Consider the following 17,420-nt stretch of genomic DNA (forward strand, 5'->3'; position numbering starts at 1 on the left):
ATCCCCATCTGCTCGCCATCGCCGGGCTCTACCCGTCTGCTTTAGCGCATCGCGGGATCGTAGCAAATGGCATCTAGCATCGCAGCTCTACCCATCCAAAGCTGCTGCTCGACCCCCTCGCTGGGCATTTCTTCCTGCCACCAGGGCATCAGTTGCATCGGCGCCACCACGCGATCCCAGTAGTTGTCCAGGCTGAACGTCGAAAAGGACGTTGCGAACACATCGGCCAGTTGCCGCTTGTTTGGATTGCAGATACAGACGAAGTAGTCCGGTCTTTTAATCGCCAACAGGCGTGTACCAAAGCCAATCCATGTGGCCCTTGCCGTAGGTATGCGCTGAAAAACTTCGGCGAATGCCTCGTAGTGCCGACGCTTGACGGGGCCCACTAGCGGGATCTTATCGAGGGCCTGAGACAAGAGACTGGCATGGGCTCTCAGCACCTTATTGAATCTGCCGTGGGCGCTCATCTGGCCAAAGTATCCCCAGTCCACGCCATCGAGTTCGGTAGGCTGTAGAAGCCCAGTTACGCACTGTTGCTCAGTGACGGTAAACTCCCGAAAGGTGCGGCCACCTGCGAAGAGTTGCCGCGCCTTAGCGAGGACCTCAAGCCGCATGTCCTTGGAGTGGTCCTCGCTCACCAACTGAACAAACTGCTCCCACTCCGTCCTATTGAGATCACTGTGGAGTGAGGTGGAGGCTGTGAGTCTTGGCTTTTTGACCCAGGTGAAATTGTCGAGTTCTTCAAGGGCGTCCTGTTTGAGTTTTTTGTTGGCCGTATAGGACTCTATGAGTGGATCGTTTATTTCCCGGGCTCTAGCCGCCTGCTCCTGGATGAAAGTGAAGAAGGATAGAAGGTTGGGGTCGAGATGGTCACCGTTGAGGAAGACGCCAGCCTCTATGTTCTTGTTCAAGCCAGCTTTGGTGCAGTTGGCGCTGCCCACGTAGATGGTGACCTTCTTCTCATGCCGAAAGGCATAAAGTTTGGGGTGAAACAGAGGCCCGGAGTCGGGCAGCAGAACCTTGGCCTGAGGGATGTCGATGCACATCTGAAGGCAGAGCGGATCAGTGATGTACATGTGAGTGCCGATGACGATGCTCTCAAGTTTAGCCTTGGCCTTAATTGCAGCCTCAAACGTTTTATTCGGCGTGATCCATGCGCTGGCCCAAGCAAACGACTGGCACTGAGCTATGAGCTGCTGTAGTTTTTTTCCGGTCTCTTTGGAGCCGACAACAGAGGTGATTTCGACGGACATCGTATGGCGTTCCTTGCAGACTTTATACAGCGGATAGTTAAACGCGTTCATGCCAGCTGCATCGATTGGAAAAATGAAAATACTCGGTAGCAGGGTAAGGTTTGGCCCAGGGCCATTTAGTAGATAGAGACGCAGGCCTTTACACAGTACCGGGACAGTTTCGGAGCAGTAGATCGGGTAGATAATGCGGACAATGTCTGTACGGATGCGGCGGCAGCTGGCGCGGAAGCCCAGTAGGGTTTTTTCTAGTTTTATCTGGCCCCCTGTTGATGATGAGCTTCTCGACTCCCTCCAATAATCTCTGGGCTTCGTTAGAGTCCATTTGAGATGTTAGCCTGCAGCAGAGAATGTCCGCTTTCGGCTGTAGATTCAACCGATTGCCGCTAATCCGGCGTCATCATTACTGCCAGCGTCATCTTGATGAATTCCTCATTCCGGTCGATTGCGTCCAGGGCGCTGCGAACGTTGTCAGCTACATGGGCTGCGCCACGCTGCTCAACCCATAGCGTGAGCTCCATGATGGCGGCTTCCAGGGCGAGTTGGTTTTCGTTGATCTTGAATAGCAGGGAAGGGAGCAGGTCTGAGTTTGGCATGGAATTTCCTCCGCGGAGGAAATCAGCTTAGCAGGGGAGTTTGAGGTCGGCAGAACGCCGGGGAGGGGCGCACTTAGCGTGCGTGACTTTTGCGTGACTCTCACACGCACTTATAAGCACTTGTAGGCAGTCGATTGCAGCGAGCGCCAATGATTACGGCCTATACAGAGGGTCTTGCTATGGCTCTGCGTGCATGGGGTGCTAGGGGGCGAGGGACGCTGAATGGGAATGCGTGCTGAGTTACAGGTCGCCGTAGTAGGAGTTAGTGCTTGTGAGAAATTTCAATATTGCCATCAGCATCCTGTCGAGGAATCGTGTACGGCAAGGCCAATGTATCCAAGACTCCCGAGACTACTAAGTCAGCGAGGGTCCAAAGGGTGGCCGGCGACGGACCATAGTTATCAAGGTCCGCAGGGGGTGCATTGAGCGCGCAGAAGTCATACATGACGCCGCTATACACGCGCGGGACCGAACCGCAATAGCTCTTCGACTTTCCCAGGTTTCTGCTAGTGACTGAGTCATCCCTGAATACGGTGTTGATTGTCCCGCAGCCAGTAATAGTGGAGATCATTATCGCTAAAGCAATAGCTTTCATACGCTCATCCATGAGAGATAGCGCAGACAAGCGCCATTGGTTTCAAGTCTACAGATATCTGGTGGTAGCAACTAGCTGCTGCACTCTTCGCCTTCAACAAGTCCAAGTCTGGTAGCGTGAGTCGAAATAGAGGCTTAACGCCTTCGATCAGAAACGCGCGCCAGGGGAGTTTGAGGTCGGCAGAACGCCGGAGGATTGGGGGGGAAATCAGTTCCCAAACTCAAAGGCGAGCCCGCATTCTACGCGGTCTGTAGAGCATCTGTTTCGCCTTGGTTTCGGAACAAAAAAAGGCTACAGGCCGCAGCCTGCATGCGTTTCACTATCGGATTGCAAATCCGCCTACGCCGGTTCGATTCCGACCTCGGCCTCCACTATTGAAAGCCCCGCAGATTAACGTCTGCGGGGTTTTTTATTGGGCTAAATAAAGTGAAGCGTTCGTCTATTTCAAGGATGAAGAAAGCCCAGCCCCGCGCTGGGCTTTCTATCATCCAGATCAGTGAGCGAGCCCGGGTCGCTCCACACAATGCAGGCATACATCATTGCGTATGACCTTTCCGCCGATCTGGTGAAGGACGACAGAGATATCTTCAATCTCAAGATGCGTACCCGGAGTTCCCCGATAGTCATCTGTGTCAAGGTCAAGGTGCACACCAATCTTCAGGTGGGGCAGCGGGCCATCTGATTCGATGCTTGCGACCTGGCGGTCGTCGCCAAGGATAAAAAGGTACGTGTGCTTCATAAGAGTCGCCTTATCTGTAAGGGGTAGGGTTGCCGAATTGGAGGGCAGGCATGCACCCCTAAGCGTGTCAGCAACCCATTGATTGATGCTCTTGCGTGACCGCTTGCACCTTATATAGCGATGGTGGCGTGCAGCTCAGATTCAAGTCAGCGGATTGTGCATTGACAGGTCGTTGTTCGAGCACGCCCTCAACAGTGCCGAGGTAGCCCGTAGCCTAATTTCGGACCTGTTCTAAAGGATGCCTGTTGGCTTCGTCAAAGCCCAGCGCGAGTGACTTATACCCTAACGGTACATAGTTTTGTCAGCAGGGACGGAAGATCTAACAGGTGTCGGCTTTCAAGCATCCTAGGTTCTGCACGAAATCCTCGCCGTATCGCACAGATACTAAAGTAGGGGCAGGCGGTTACTGCCCCCGTTTTCAGTTACGCTAGCAGCCTACTAGATGAACGACCCGCAACACCTTTGCAAGCAAGGCTGCCGATGTACAAGACGATTGAGAATGAAGTAACGAAACAGGCAACACCCAAAGCCCTCCAATACGAGTTTTATCAATACGACGTCGAGCGTCTGCATAACTTCAGTGGGCTGATTTATATCGGAGGTATCGGCATTTGGGTGTTGTTCGACTTGATTATTGGTTTTATAGGCGATCAACGTCATTACGCGCTTTCGCTGCTGCTCGTCGTGCTACTGCTCATCACCGTCGGTGTACAGCGGGTCGCCCGTAAAGCCCGCCACTTCCACCTGCTAAACCTCGTGTATGTGCTCATGATCTGCCTGGGCATCCGCTTGGGTATCGAGGGCTTGCCGGCCCACCTGCACCCGACCTGGCTGATCCTCTCGGCCTCCAGCATTCTCTATAGTGCCTCGGTATTACCCTTGAGCCGAGAAGCATTTTTCGGCGTGCTGGGCATCGCCTGGGTTGTCCTCAACCCCTTTATGATGACCACACTCTCTCTGTTCGACTTCAGCGGTACCATGGTTCTGCTGTCCGCCGTCTTTATCAGCGCGCTGACCATTTACACCTACCTCAAGCTGCGCCGATCCAAGCTGCACAACTACATCATGGCCAAGCTACTGATAGAGCACGCCTACATTGACACCCTGACCGAGATCCCCAATCGCCGCGCGTTCATGACACGGGCCAGCAACCACCGGAGCACCCCGCCAGAAAGTGGCGAGTGCTACCTGGCCATGGTCGATGTCGACAACTTCAAAAAAGTCAACGATGTATATGGCCACGACATCGGTGACGAAGTCCTGAAGCGCATCGCCGCCGACATCAAGCACATCATGGCCGATCACGAATATGCCCGCCTTGGGGGAGAAGAGTTTGGGGTCTACCTGTCCGGTGTCACGCAGGCGGATGCCGAGCGCTTGGTCAACACCCTGTGCCAACGGGTGCGCGAAACGTCCACCCACCACCCGGCAACCATCAGCGTGGGCGTAACCCGGATCGAGACCGACACCTTGCATGCCGCGCTAATAAAAGCAGACCACGCGATGTACGAGTCAAAGCTCAGCGGTAAGGACCGCTACACCTTCTTCCGGCCCGACTAAAGGCACCTGAAGTCTTCACCGCCTGGCAGCAGCTTTCGCTTCGGCCGGCAGACATGGCGCCGGGCCCTCATCTGCTGCTGGGCCGCACGGACCGAGTAACGTTGAGCCGGTCGAGGAGCCAGCGCCTTTCTTGGGTCCAAAAAAATGGCCCGCGTGCGGGCGGGCCTAGCTGGGATTCTGCAAAGGAGTACAGGTAAATTGCGCTCCATCCTGTGAGCGCTGCGTGAAAAGGATGTCGCAAAAACAAGAAGTCCGGCCCATCGCAAACCGGAGTCCATGTTTCGAGACCCAGCCGCTACCTGATTCGTACCGTTCGACCTGACGCTGCCGGGCAGACTGGCTCTCAGCCAAATGCTGCCGGGCGTCATCCAGTGGTGCCCCGGCTGTGCGGTGGTTGATCCAGATCAAACGCTATGTGGCAATCGGCGCCATGCTTCTGGCAAAACCTGGGCGAGAGATCCGGTCATGACGAACAATAAATTCCTCAGCGGGGTTCTCGCGGTCCGGCACTGGGGCAGGGGCACCGTACTCAGGTGGCTGCGTCGGCCGGGCACGAAGTCCTGGAAGCGCGAGGCCAGCATCCTGATGTCGATCATGCTGGTACTGACGGTGGGATATCTCACAGCGTTTCGCTACGCCTCCTACACGGTGCAGGATTTAGTGGGTACATGCACCGCGCGTTTCGAGATCGAGCTTGAAGGTGCCGACATCGATCCCCTCGAAGAAGCGCTGCCACGGTCCTTGTGCGAATGCCTGGCGCAATCGCTCCTCGACAAGAACGGTATCGTTCGCCTGGCAATGGTCAATCGGCACTGGTTTGATCCGCAGTCCCTCGAACCGGTGACAGAAGCGGAAGAGGCGTTTTGCATCAATGCCCTGTGGGTGCCAGATTCCGGATTGGCCACGCGCCTGGCCCTCTGAATGAAGTTGCCGAATGTAGTCTGGTAGCACGCAGGCTTCCCCGATCTCACGCCAATGGAGCTTCATCCCCCATGCAAGGCCACCGAAGGGCAGGCCGCCGAAACCGGACTTGAATAGACAACAGCAGGTGAATGGCAATTGCCGCGTGGCGTGATCGCCCAGGCGCCAGGCTTCAGGAATCTGCGGCGCCCGGTGGTATTCGTCACGTCTCCAAGTGGCGCTCAAGCCATACTCATTATCGCCGTACCGGTAGTCAGAGTCGCCTTTGTACGCGGCTTCCAGCGCATGGCCGATGCGGTGGACAAGATGGATGCCAGTGGTGGTGACGATCAGGTCATCCCCTGAGTCAGTCAGGTTGATGATGCGCTACAGGGCATGCTCGGCTTTTTCCTTTTTCTCGGTGTGCTCGATCAGGTTGACCATTTCAGTGCGATGGTTGAGCAAGAAGCTGCCCGAAAGCTTCATCACTGGTTGCACGTCGTGGATGACCGTGTTTTCAGGGCTTTTCCCGGTCCTTGGTAAACCGAGTCGCGCTGTTGTGCAATGACGGCGTGACCATTTGCACCGACATTGCCCCTCTCGCGAGCGCGAGCCGGGCGTATCCAGTGTGCAGTGAGCCCATCGCGTCCTTCTGATGCAGATCAAACGCCTACGACGTCGTGTCGCACCGCCGCAGGTGAGACTTCAGACGAAACGAAAGGCTGGTTCGGCGTCGATTTGATCTAAATCAACAGCGGGTGCCGGTGGCTGGCCGACTTTATGGAACGCCCCCCATTTTGTGGTACGCATTCATGAACATTGACCAGGCCATTTCCGGACGGCGCTCGACGCGCGAGTACACGACTGAAGCCGTGGATGAAAAAATCATCCGTCGTTTGATCAACGCCGCTATCCAGGCGCCCAGTGCGGTGAACCAGCAGCCATGGACGTTCACGGTGATCCGCGACCAGGAACTGCTGGACCGGATCTCCCGTGAAGCCAAGGCCTACATGCTCGCGACAATGCCGGCAGGCCCGCACTCCGGGCACTTCCATGGGTTGCTGACTGACGAAAACTTTCAGATTTTCTACCACGCGCCAGCACTCATCCTCATTTCAGGCAATGTGCCGGGACAGTGGATTGTCGAAGACTGCGCACTGGCGGCCGAGAACCTGATGCTTGCCGCGTACGCAGAAGGGCTGGGTAGCTGCTGGATTGGTTTCGCCCAGAGTTTTTTCAATACGCCGCAGGGCAAGAAGACCCTCGGCCTGCCGGCCGAGTGGGCGCCAGTGGCACCGATCATCGTCGGCTATCCGGAGACCACCCCGGTGCCCGTTACGCACAAGGAGCCGGTGATTCGCTGGATGGGTTGATCGTCACGCCCAAACCCGATGCACCTGCCTAAACGCTATCAAAAGCGCCATTTTCAGCGAGTAAGGTGGCGATCAGGGCGGTGCTGTCGACGACATGCACATGCTGCTTCACACAGTCGGCGGACAGGCGAAACGGCGGTACGCCGTCAGCAATCGCAATGTGCTCGAACAATGGCGGGTCAAACAGCTGCTCGCCATTGGTGAACAAACCATGGGTGGCGGCGGCGAATATCCGCGCCGCTCCATCTCTTTGGCAGGCAAGGCCGGCACGTTTCAGCGTTTCCCCGGTGCTGATCAGGTCGTCGAACACAATGGCGGTCTTGCCCGCGACGTCGCCGACCAGCAGGGTGCCCGTCAATGTCATGTGAACTCGGTGTTTTTCCATCAGCGCACTGCCTACCGGACGCCCCAGTTGTCGTTCCAGGGCCTGGCGAAACTGTTCGGCGCGCTTGGCGCCGCCGGAGTCCGGAGATACCGCCACCACATCGGCGTCACCGACGTGCCTGGCGAAGTGTCGGGCGAAAATTTCTGCGCACTGTACGTTTCGCGCGGGAATGCGAAAGGCATTGTCGAACGCCGCCGGGTTATGCACCTCCAGTGCCATCAGGCGATCGATGCCGCAGGCTTCAAGCAGGGTCGCCACGTAGCGCGTGATCGTTGGGTCCTGGGGTTGGCTGCGACGATCCTTGCGCCCGTAGCAGAGGTAAGGCGTGACCACCTGAACAGGGCGAGCGCCGGCATCCTTGAGCGCGCCGCAAAAAAACAACAGGCGGCACAGCTTGTCGTTTGCACTCTGCCGGCCATCCCCATACAGGGAATGGAACACCACGACCTCGCGACCGTTGACCGATTCGAGCGGCCGGCATTTATGCTCGCCGTCTTCGTAGTCGCGCTCCTCATGAAGCGCCAGCGGGCAGCCCAGTCGCTGCGCGACACCGGTTGCGTAGTCCTCACTGCCTTGCAGAGCGAAAAGAAGCGGGCGATGGCTGGGCATGGATTGGCTCCTTTGAGGCTCATCGAGCGAACAGTCGCGCCGTCATCGGGCGGCACCATGACGCCAGACTTCAATGCAGAACTCCGTTTCATAGGGCGGGACATTGCATTCGACGATGTCCTGGGCGGCGACTTGCAGATGCACGCCGACAATGTCGGCACGAATCGGCTGCTGGCAGACATGCCGGTCGACCAGAACTGCAGTGTAGACCCGACGGGCACCGAGCTGCGCCAGGTACGCGCAGGTGCGCAGCAGCGAATGGCCTTCGAACAGCACATCATCGACCACCAGCAGGGTGGTATTGGCCAGATCCAGTCCGATAAGCACCGGGTTCTCGGTCAATTCGGTGTGAGCATGCAACACCTTGAGATCGTCGGCATAGCGCTTGACCTTCAACGGGTAGATCGGCAGTTCCGGTTGTCCGGTCAGGCGGGCTAAATGCTGCTGTAAACGCTGTGCCAGAGGCTCGCCGCGGCGCTGGATACCAATCAGTGCCGCTTGGGTGGGCGGCAACAAGGCCGCCGCCTGGTGCGCCATCGCCTGCAGCACGCCATCGAGTTCGTCGCTGTCATACAAACGCAAGTGCGGACTGGCAATGAGGGGCGACATGCACATCTCCTGTCGAGGACCGATTTTTTTAAACTAGTACCGTTCGGTCCGGGCCCTATTGATATTGATCAAGTGCGCTGACATGACGCTCGATGCCAATGCGTGAATACGCGTTTTTGCGCGGGGATTTGATATTGATCAACGCCATGACGACCTCAACGGAGGAACCTGATTCAACGCGGGTGCCTTAGTCGGCGTCTGCGAAGCGCGAGCTGAATGACCGCATCATTCAACACGCCACCAACCTGGCGTAACGTCACCCCAGGCCTCACCGTCGGTGGAGGTTTTCCATGACTCAAAGTCCCTCATTGCAAACCACCTTGCAGGACCGCGTCGAAGCCGGTCAACGTCTGGTGGAACCGTTGCTCAAATACGCGCAGCGACCCGATGTCATCGTTCTGGCCTTGCCCCGGGGCGGCGTGCCGGTCGCCTATCAAGTGGTCAAGGCCCTGGACGTGCGCCTGGACCTGATGTTGGTGCGCAAGCTGGGCGTGCCATCGAACCCGGAGTTCGCCATGGGCGCCATTGCCAGTGGCGGTATCCAGATTCGCAATGAAGACGCGCTGCGGGCTCACCCGATTTCCCCGGCCGCATTCGAGGCCGTGGTGACGCGCGAAACACAGGAATTGCAGCGGCGCGAGCAACTGTACCGGGGCGCCCGGCCACCCTTGCAGCTCAAGGGACAGGTGGTGATTCTGATCGATGACGGCCTGGCGACGGGCGCCTCGATGATGGCGGCTATCCGCGCGGTGCGCCTGCAAGCGCCTGCTCGCATCGTTGTCGCCGTACCGGTTGCACCACTGGAAACGGTGGAGGCGCTGAGCTTCGAAGTCGATGAGGTGATCTGTCCGCTCATGCCTGAATGGATGATGTCGATCGGATATTGGTACTTGAGCTTCCCCCAGACTTCGGACGATGAAGTCATTGATCTGTTGCAGCGGGCATGGCAGCGGGAAGCCACCAGCGATTCCTCCGCTCGGGAGCCTTTCGATGACTGAGACTCGATCCCGCCAGCTGGACTTGCAAGACGTTGAGTTATCCGCCGATTTGCGTCTGCCGCTGCAGGCTGACGGTCTGGTGATCTTCGTTCATGGCAGCGGCAGCGGCCGTTTGAGCCCGCGTAACCAGTTTGTCGCCGAATCGCTGGCGCGGCGGGGGCTGGGGTCGCTGTTGTTCGACCTGCTGACAGAGCCGGAGCAACGCCTGGATAACCTCACCGGCGAGCTGCGGTTCGATATCGACTTGCTGGCCAGACGGCTGGTGGAGGTGATCGACTGGGTGGGCCGGGACGCGGATTTGCGCTCGCTGCGCATCGGTCTGTTCGGTGCCAGCACCGGTGCGGCTGCGGCTCTGTTGGCCGCTGCGACGCGCGCGGACGTGGTGCATGCGGTGGTCAGCCGGGGAGGGCGAACCGACTTGGCGGGACCGGCACTGGCGCAAGTCCGGGCGCCGACCTTGCAGATCGTCGGCGCACGGGACCCGGTGGTGCTCGAATTGAATGAGCGAAGCCGCCATGCCTTGCGCTGCGAGCAGCGTCTGGACGTGGTGGCGGGCGCTACGCATCTGTTCGAAGAGCCCGGAACCCTCGAGGAAGTCGCCCGACTGGCGGGCGACTGGTTTGAAACGCATCTGCAAGGTGGCCGCCAGTCGGCACGATGAGCCTTGATCCGCTCAGACGCCAATCCCTCCCGGATCCGCGCTTGCCATCATGCAGCGCGGGCATTAAGAGCGTTGACCTTTGAGATGGCGCAACGCATCTGCGGCAGATGCACGGTGTCGAGGGCGCGGCACGGGTGTCTTTCACTGGCAGCAAGGCGCATGACACTGCGATTTGGCAGCGGGCCCGGAAGCAAGGCCTCAAGCTCAATGAAGATGGTGTGTTCAAGGCCAGGGCGTGTGTGGCCAGCGCCACCGAGGAGGAATCCCGAGCCATCAGGGGGCGTGGACGATTACAGGTACAGCAGGTGAACGACTTTGCTGGTCTCGAAGGGATCGTTGCGCGTCTCGAAACCCAGGGATCTGGCCAGGGCGCGCATGGGCGCGTTGCTGGATTCGTCGACCGCGTAAATGTGGTGGAAAGCATTCTTGCGCGCGGCCGTGATCAAATGCTCCATCAGCAGCGTACCCAACCCCAGTTGCTTCCATTCTTCGGCGACTGTCACGGTACATTCACATTTGTGCTCACCCGTGGCGCCATAGCGGCTCACGCCGATCTCGATCAGTCGGCCATCCTCGTGGGCCAGTGCGATGTACGCCATGCGCTGTTTATTTTCTTTGTCCACCCAGGGGCCGGGCATGGCTTTTTGCGGTTCGTTGGCCCGCGCGAGAAAGCGCATGTGCCGGGACTCGGGGGACAGGCGTTTGATGAAGGCGTATTCACGCTCGCGGTCTTTATCCGTCAATTGCCGGATCAATACGTGACGACCATCCCGGAGTGCTTCGATCCAGTATTGGCCAGTGACTTTGGCATAGGCTTCAGCGGACCGAAAATCATGATTCTTGACAGTGAACATCGGACGATCCTCCCGCCGGTATCAAAGGTTGGCGCGCAGTGATGAACCACATGGTTCACTTCTTTTTACAGCGTCGGCGGTTGTCGAACATGATCTGGATCAGCACTGGACACCGCCAGCAGGCTGCCTGGACCGGTGGCCGTTTTGCCTGCTTGTGGCCACCAGCAACGTGAGCAGCCTGATCACGGCTTTAATCATTCAGCCAGTACTTGCGGCGAAACCACCCAGACGCTGCAAGGCATTTTGTACAGAAGATGTTCCACCGTACTGCCCACCAGACGGCTCATGCCTCGATGACCGACACGGCCCATGACGATCACGTCAATGTCATAGGCATCGGCGTAGCTGGCCAGGACCTTGGCCGGGTCACCCATGATCATGTGCTGGCGTTCCGGCGCAATGCCGTTGCGTTCGGCCAGTTCGTGGAAGGCATCGGCCTGAGCATCGAACAGGGTCTTGGCTTTGCTCGAGGAGAAAAACGTCGTGGCGTTATCGAAGCCGAATTCGTCGGCGCTGATGGAGGAAAGGTCGTGTGCATAGATCACGTCGAGCTCGGCGTTACAGGTAGTCGCCAGTTTTAACGCCTCGTGCAGTATCCGGTCATTGAAATTTTTGTACTCGCCGTCGCGGTGGAAAGGATCGACGGCGGCGACGATGCGGCGCGGCAAGTCATGCTGTACCTGGCTGACAAAGTGCAATGGCACCGGACATTCACGCAGAAGATGGATGTCCAGGGGGGTGAACATCAGGCGTGACAGCAGTGTTTCGTGTTCCAGTGCCTTGATCAGCAAGGCCATCGGCTGCTCTTTGATATGAATGAGGATTTCCTGCAAGGGTCTTTCCACCCAGACCACTTCGGTGGTGACGGGTATGCCGATTGTGCGCAACGGACGGGCCTGAGCCTCCAGCCATTGGCGATGGCGCTCGACATAGCCGATCCGCATCTGCTCGCGCGCCTCGTCATTGACCACGCCAGCGCTCGCCAGGCCCTCCAGGTAATCGAATGCGACGATGTGCAGTGCTGCCCCCGAAGCCTTGGCCAGCGCGGCGGCCCGGTCGAAAGCCGGTGTGTTTTCCATCTGGTGCGAAACGACCAGCATGAAACGTGGTTGATCAGGCATGGCACCTCTCCCGTCGATAATGGTTTGGACGCAAATGCGCAGTGGCGTGATGCACCCGCTCGGTGAACCCAGCCTTTATCCTGCGTCGGTCTCTGGAACGGGGCTTGATCTTTGTCAATCAGAGGTGGCAAGGACAACGGTGCCCGACATGCGGTGAGCGTGATGTGGCTGGCCGTTTGCTCAACTGACCTGAGCTCAACGAGAACTGACAAAGATCAAGTCGACGGAACGTGGTGCGTTCATTCTGTAGGCCTGTTCCATGCCATTTCCGTGTGCCGAGGTGCCCCATGTCGCAACACCAGCGCTTACTGTTGATTGCCCCTACCACCATGACCCGTACGCCCGCATTCGACCGGGCTGGCGCATTGGCCCATGCCCTGCAGTTGCCCCTGCACATTGTGGCGTTTGATTATGTCCAGGCCCTGGCGGTCGCCGGTTTTTTTGCCCCCGAGCAAATCAGCCAGGCCATTGATGGCTACCTGAAAACCCATCGGCAATGGCTTGCCGAACAAGCCGAGTCCTTGAGCAAACTCGGCGTTGAGGTCACGAGCGAAGTGGTGTGGGTCCAGCACCCTTACGAGGAGATCGTGCAGTTCGTCAATGAAATGCCGGTGGCGATGATCATCAAGGATGCGCAGGAAGAACCTGCCTTGAAACGCGTGTTCTTCGTGCCACTGGATTGGCAGCTGTTACGCGACTGTCCGGTGCCGGTGCATCTGGTGACCCATCCGCTTAACGCGCGCCCGCGCAATGTGTTGGCGATCATCGACGTGCTGCGCGGTGAAGATCAGGATCATGTGTTCAACGACCAGATCATCGACGCCGCCGTGAAGTTGGCCGAGGTGTGCAATGCCCGGCTGGAGCTGTTGCATGTGTTTGACTGGACATCCTTGTACACCCAGGACATGGGCTTTGGCGCATTGCCGCTGGCCACCGGCATTTATGAAGCGTTGGGATCGGTTCAGCACGAGGCGTTTGCGGCGATTGCCGAACGCCATGGCGTGCCACCTGAATGTCGCCACTTCATGGAGGGCGTACCAGTGCCGAGCATTTGTGGCTTCGCAGTCGAGCACCACACGGATGTCATTGTCATGGGCACGGTTCAGAACAAAGGATTGGAAAAGTTGCTGGGGGCCACGGCCGAGCAATTGTTGCATCGGGCGCCCTGCGATGTGTTGGCGATCAAGCCAGACCGGATGTTGCAGTCCTGAGCGGGGCGCTGCAATCGAACACTCACCTGATTAGAGGCAGATCATGAGCCAGTACCAAAAGCTGTTATTGATCATCAACCCGGCCTTGCGTCATTCCCCGGCGATCAATCATGCGGCCGCGCTGGCCAAGGCCAGCGGCGCCAGTTTGCATATCGCGGGTTTGATTGGGCCGCTGGACCTTTTGTCCTTTCTTGAACAGGGTGACCGGGAAACGGCGCGGGAAGCCTACCTGCAGGATCACCGCGACTGGGTCAAGGCGCAAACCGACAATTTGCGTACCCGGGGACTCGAGGTGACGATCGAGGTGGCCTGGGCCGATGACCTGCGCGAAGACATCCTGGCGCATGTCGCGGAAATGCAGCCCGACCTGTTGATCAAGGAGGTTCAGCATGAGTCCTTGCTCAAGCGCGCCTTTTTCACCCCTCTGGACTGGTACTTGCTGCGGCACTGTCCGATACCGGTGTACCTGGTGGGCGCCAGCAGCTTCGTCTTGCCGCGCAAGATTGTCGCGGCGGTGGAGGTGTCAGACAAGGAATCGCCGGACAACGAACTCAATGAGCGGATCATTCAGCAAGCGACTTCCCTGGCCATGCAATGTGGTGCCGACCTGCATCTGCTTTTCGCCTGCGACATTTCGGCGGGTTATCTGGCAGACATGGACGGCCTGGCGCTCGCTGATCTCACCAGGGAGTTGCGCAAGGATCTCGAGAAAAACTTCCTCAGGTTGGCGGGCCAGTACGGGGTGGCCGCCGATCATCGACACTTCGTCATGGGTCACCCCGTCTCGGCACTGAGCGAGTTTGCCAACGAGCAGAACGTCGACGTGATCGTGATGGGAAAAGTCCAGTCCGGTGGCGTGGACAAGCTTCTGGGCAGTACGACCGAACACATTCTTTATCAGGTCCCTTGCTGCGTCATGGCGGTCTAGAAGCGTTGAAGGGTGACAGGCCTCAGGATGAGGACACTGTCACCCGTACGGAGGCCGGAGCGGTTTTTAGCGGCAGGAGCGCGGGAAACTCTTCGGGCGTCAGGGTTTCCTTTTCCAGCAGCAGACGCGCACCGGCGTCCAGATCGGCACGACGACTCTCAAGCAAGGCCTTGGCCCGTCCATAGGCTTCATCGATCAGGGCGCGAATACCCAGGTCCACCTCCCTGGCCGTTTGTTCCGAGTAATCTTTCTCGCCCATGCCCTGCATGCGCTCGCCCAGGTACGTCGCGCTCTGGCGTTCCAGTACCGATTGACCGAGCTCGGGGCTCATGCCGAACCGGGTGATCAATTGCCGGGCGATATCCGTCGCGCGGGCCAGGTCATCGGCCGCGCCGGTGGAAATCTGGCCATAGGCAAGGAATTCGGCCGCACGCCCGGCCATCAGGACCACGATCCGGTCCTTGAGCATCTGGCAACTGATGAGGAAGTGATCTTCGGTCGGCCGCTGCAATGTATAGCCCAGCGAACCGATGGCGCGCGGCACGATCGACACCTTGTGCACCGGGTCCATGGCCGGCAGGCTGCTGGCCGCCAGGGCATGCCCCATCTCGTGATAGGCCACCACCTGGCGCTCTTCGGGGCGCAGCACACTGCTCTTGCGCTCAACCCCGGCGACAATGCGCTCCACGGCGGCGGTGAAATCGTCGAGGCTGACCGCGTCGGCGCCACGGCGGGTGGCCACAATGGCCGCTTCGTTGACCAGGTTGGCCAGGTCGGCACCGGTGAATCCCGTGGTGATGTCGGCGATTCGCTCTTCATTGAGGCCGGGTGCCACGGTGATCTTTTGCAGGTGGACCTTGAGGATCGCCTGGCGGCCCTTGCGGTCAGGGCGATCGACCAGAATCTGCCGGTCGATACGACCGGCCCTGAGCAGGGCAGGGTCCAGTACCTCCGGCCGGTTGGTCGCGGCCAGCAGCACCACGCCTTCACGCGGGTCGAAACCGTCCAGTTCGGCCAGCAACTGATTGAGGGTCTGCTCCTTTTCGTCATTGCCGCCGAACGCGCCGACGCCGCGCATTTTGCCCAGGGCGTCGAGTTCGTCGATGAAAATGATGCAGGGCGCGGCCTGCCGCGCTTGCTCGAACAAATCGTGCACGCGGGCGGCACCGACGCCGACGAACATCTCGACAAACTCCGAACCGGAGATCGAGAAAAACGGCACGCCGGCTTCACCGGCGATGGCCTTGGCGACCAGGGTCTTGCCGGTGCCCGGCGGGCCGACCAGCAACGTGCCCTTGGGAATATGGGCGCCCAGGCGTCCATATTTCTCCTTGTCCTTGAGGAACGACACAATCTCCACCAATTCGGCCTTGGCTTCATCGATGCCGGCCACGTCGGCGAAGGTGATCCCGGTGTCGCGCTGGACGAACACCTTGGCCCGGGACTTGCCGATGCTCATCAGCCCGCCCATGCCTTGTTTTTCCGCCAGCCCGCGAAACAGGAAGTGCCAGAGCACCATGATCAGGACAAAGGGCAGAACCCAGCCCAGCAGGCTGGCGAGGAAGGTGTTTTCGTTAACCCCGGTGAACCCGACGCCTGACTGGGCAAGGTCGGTGGCCAGTGTCGGGTCGACACGCACGGTCGAGAATTGGTTGTGCCCGTCAATCGGCTCCTGGAGTTTGCCGTTGATCTGGTCTTTCTCGATCTGCAAGTCGCTGACTTTCTGCTCGCTGAGCAACTGCAGGAACTGGCTGTACGGAATGCTCTGCACCGCTCGCCGTTCGATAAACAGCATTTGCACCGTGCTGAGCACGACAAACGCGATCAGGAAGTAGGACAGGTTCCACTGGTGATTTTTTTTCATGGACTTGGCTCGCACATGGGCTCAGGCAATCAGCAATTGATCGTCCACCTGGCTGACGCCTGGTACCGCCCAGGCAGCCCGTTCGGCGATCTGACGCTCGCGCCAGAAATGCACCCGGCCTTCGAGTTTCACCAGGCCGCCTTCGACCTTGACGCGTATCGCCTTGGCGTCGACTTCGGCATTGCGTTTGAGGGCTTCTTCGATGCTGTGCTGGATATCGACGACCTCTACCCGCGGACGAAGGGTGAGGCGGTTGTCCACGCCCACCACACCGGACAATTTGCGCACCGCACGCTCAGCGGTTTCTTTCTGGTATTGCCAGTGCACCTGGCCTTCGAGGGTAATCCAGCCTTTTTGCACGATGACCTTGATGTCGCCCTCTGGAATATCGGAGCTCCAGGTGATGATGTTCAAGGCGCGGTTCGCGATGGTGTCATCCGCCGTACCAGCGCCTTTTTCCAGCCGGACCTGGATTTCTTCGGCCACGGCGCGCACGCCTTTTATGGCCTTGACCGCGTGTTCGGCACTGACTTTCTGGGCGTAGCTACTGACATGGCCGGAGAGGGTGACAATGCCGTTTTCGACGCCCACGCCAATGTGGGCGGCGTCGATGTGGGGCTGGAACTCAAGCTCTTCCAGAATGGTTTTACGTAGGCTCAAGTCACTCATGATCGTGTCCTGTGTCGGATATACGGGATGACGGAGGGTCACATGAACCCGGTCTGTTTTTTTTACGCCTGATCGACACAAACACCTTGAGCTAAATCAACAAGGCTTCAGTGAGTGCTGTGCAGACCGCCAGTCAGCGATCTGTTGACAAAAATCAGATTGCGCAGGCGTTGACACCCGAATACTGGGTCCAGTTGTGCGAGATTTTTCAGATGCATTCAACCGAGGGAATCACCATGAACAAGTATGTGTCCGTTGCTTTGCTGAGTGTTTTGTTGGCCACGACGGCCGGGTGCAGTAACAAGCACGCCAAGGAAATCGACGCCCGGCTGGAGTCCGCCGAAAACAATGCCGCTTCCGCACGGCTCAGGGCCGATGAGGCCTACAACAAGGCCGAACAGGCAGCGCAAGCCGCCAGTCAGGCGCAACGCACGGCTGATGAGGCGAATACGCGCGCCAGCCGGATGCTGGAAAAGGCGACGCGCAAGTGATGTGTGA

Annotated in this window: 18 protein-coding genes and 1 pseudogene; 10 read left to right on the forward strand and 9 right to left on the reverse strand. The window is 58.6% G+C overall.

Features of this window, described 5'->3' with window-relative positions; all coding sequences use genetic code 11:
- Nucleotides 1-41 precede the first annotated feature (41 nt).
- From AC1Q6D_RS08625 to AC1Q6D_RS08635, 3 genes are all read right to left on the reverse strand, one after another.
- Nucleotides 42-1,304, reverse strand: coding sequence for a phospholipase D family protein (locus AC1Q6D_RS08625; RefSeq protein ID WP_146041500.1), 1,263 nt, complete (start codon nt 1,302-1,304; stop codon nt 42-44).
- Nucleotides 1,305-1,636: 332 nt separating this feature from the next.
- On the reverse strand, nt 1,637-1,846 hold the full coding sequence (locus AC1Q6D_RS08630; RefSeq protein WP_103404675.1) for a hypothetical protein: 210 nt from the start codon (nt 1,844-1,846) through the stop codon (nt 1,637-1,639).
- Between the two features lie 262 nt (nt 1,847-2,108).
- Complete coding sequence (locus tag AC1Q6D_RS08635; RefSeq protein WP_103404674.1) at nt 2,109-2,441, reverse strand: YceK/YidQ family lipoprotein; 333 nt, start codon at nt 2,439-2,441, stop codon at nt 2,109-2,111.
- A gap of 1,219 nt (nt 2,442-3,660) precedes the next feature.
- On the opposite strand from AC1Q6D_RS08635, the gene AC1Q6D_RS08640 reads away from it, so the two are divergent.
- From AC1Q6D_RS08640 to AC1Q6D_RS08655, 4 genes are all read left to right on the forward strand, one after another.
- Entirely contained in the window at nt 3,661-4,740 is a 1,080-nt protein-coding gene (locus AC1Q6D_RS08640) for a GGDEF domain-containing protein (RefSeq protein WP_103404672.1), read from the forward strand.
- A gap of 465 nt (nt 4,741-5,205) precedes the next feature.
- Complete coding sequence (locus AC1Q6D_RS08645; RefSeq protein ID WP_103404670.1) at nt 5,206-5,661, forward strand: hypothetical protein; 456 nt, start codon at nt 5,206-5,208, stop codon at nt 5,659-5,661.
- Between the two features lie 138 nt (nt 5,662-5,799).
- Complete coding sequence (locus AC1Q6D_RS08650) at nt 5,800-6,006, forward strand: hypothetical protein (RefSeq protein WP_256590273.1); 207 nt, start codon at nt 5,800-5,802, stop codon at nt 6,004-6,006.
- Between the two features lie 446 nt (nt 6,007-6,452).
- Nucleotides 6,453-7,013 carry a nitroreductase family protein gene (locus tag AC1Q6D_RS08655; protein ID WP_103404669.1) on the forward strand — a complete coding sequence of 187 codons (561 nt, stop codon included), beginning with the start codon at nt 6,453-6,455 and terminating at the stop codon, nt 7,011-7,013.
- A gap of 28 nt (nt 7,014-7,041) precedes the next feature.
- On the opposite strand, the gene AC1Q6D_RS08660 is transcribed toward AC1Q6D_RS08655, so the two are convergent.
- On the reverse strand, nt 7,042-8,007 hold the full coding sequence (locus AC1Q6D_RS08660; protein WP_103404668.1) for a ribose-phosphate diphosphokinase: 966 nt from the start codon (nt 8,005-8,007) through the stop codon (nt 7,042-7,044).
- A gap of 42 nt (nt 8,008-8,049) precedes the next feature.
- Nucleotides 8,050-8,616: a bifunctional pyr operon transcriptional regulator/uracil phosphoribosyltransferase PyrR gene (locus AC1Q6D_RS08665; protein WP_103404667.1), complete on the reverse strand. Its 567-nt coding sequence runs from the start codon at nt 8,614-8,616 to the stop codon at nt 8,050-8,052.
- A gap of 290 nt (nt 8,617-8,906) precedes the next feature.
- Between AC1Q6D_RS08665 and AC1Q6D_RS08670 the strand changes: the two genes are divergently transcribed.
- The 3 genes and pseudogenes from AC1Q6D_RS08670 to AC1Q6D_RS08680 form a co-directional block, all read left to right on the forward strand.
- Entirely contained in the window at nt 8,907-9,614 is a 708-nt protein-coding gene (locus AC1Q6D_RS08670; protein WP_103404666.1) for a phosphoribosyltransferase, read from the forward strand.
- The gene (locus AC1Q6D_RS08675) at nt 9,607-10,275 is read left to right on the forward strand and encodes a dienelactone hydrolase family protein (protein WP_103404665.1); all 669 of its coding nucleotides are present in this window, start codon (nt 9,607-9,609) and stop codon (nt 10,273-10,275) included. The genes AC1Q6D_RS08670 and AC1Q6D_RS08675 overlap by 8 nt, the downstream gene beginning before the upstream one ends.
- Before the next feature lie 107 nt (nt 10,276-10,382).
- Nucleotides 10,383-10,526, forward strand: a pseudogene (locus tag AC1Q6D_RS08680) (hypothetical protein); the annotation flags it as partial.
- A gap of 39 nt (nt 10,527-10,565) precedes the next feature.
- Here the strand turns inward: AC1Q6D_RS08680 and AC1Q6D_RS08685 are convergent.
- Nucleotides 10,566-11,129, reverse strand: coding sequence for a GNAT family N-acetyltransferase (locus tag AC1Q6D_RS08685; protein WP_103404664.1), 564 nt, complete (start codon nt 11,127-11,129; stop codon nt 10,566-10,568).
- Between the two features lie 194 nt (nt 11,130-11,323).
- On the reverse strand, nt 11,324-12,250 hold the full coding sequence (locus tag AC1Q6D_RS08690) for a universal stress protein (protein ID WP_103404663.1): 927 nt from the start codon (nt 12,248-12,250) through the stop codon (nt 11,324-11,326).
- Nucleotides 12,251-12,537: 287 nt separating this feature from the next.
- Here AC1Q6D_RS08690 and AC1Q6D_RS08695 point away from each other — a divergent pair, with 287 nt between their 5' ends.
- On the forward strand, nt 12,538-13,461 hold the full coding sequence (locus AC1Q6D_RS08695; protein ID WP_103404662.1) for a universal stress protein: 924 nt from the start codon (nt 12,538-12,540) through the stop codon (nt 13,459-13,461).
- A gap of 43 nt (nt 13,462-13,504) precedes the next feature.
- Nucleotides 13,505-14,389 (forward strand): universal stress protein, encoded by an 885-nt coding sequence (locus tag AC1Q6D_RS08700; protein ID WP_103404661.1) that lies wholly within the window; start codon nt 13,505-13,507, stop codon nt 14,387-14,389.
- Between the two features lie 22 nt (nt 14,390-14,411).
- Here the strand turns inward: AC1Q6D_RS08700 and ftsH are convergent, their stop codons facing one another.
- Nucleotides 14,412-16,253 (reverse strand): ATP-dependent zinc metalloprotease FtsH, encoded by a 1,842-nt coding sequence (gene ftsH / locus AC1Q6D_RS08705; RefSeq protein ID WP_103404660.1) that lies wholly within the window; start codon nt 16,251-16,253, stop codon nt 14,412-14,414.
- Between the two features lie 21 nt (nt 16,254-16,274).
- Entirely contained in the window at nt 16,275-16,922 is a 648-nt protein-coding gene (locus AC1Q6D_RS08710) for a BON domain-containing protein (RefSeq protein WP_103404659.1), read from the reverse strand.
- Between the two features lie 236 nt (nt 16,923-17,158).
- Between AC1Q6D_RS08710 and AC1Q6D_RS08715 the strand changes: the two genes are divergently transcribed.
- Nucleotides 17,159-17,413 (forward strand): Lpp/OprI family alanine-zipper lipoprotein, encoded by a 255-nt coding sequence (locus tag AC1Q6D_RS08715; RefSeq protein WP_103404719.1) that lies wholly within the window; start codon nt 17,159-17,161, stop codon nt 17,411-17,413.
- Nucleotides 17,414-17,420 lie beyond the last annotated feature (7 nt).

The organism is Pseudomonas sp. MT92 (assembly GCF_058792515.1).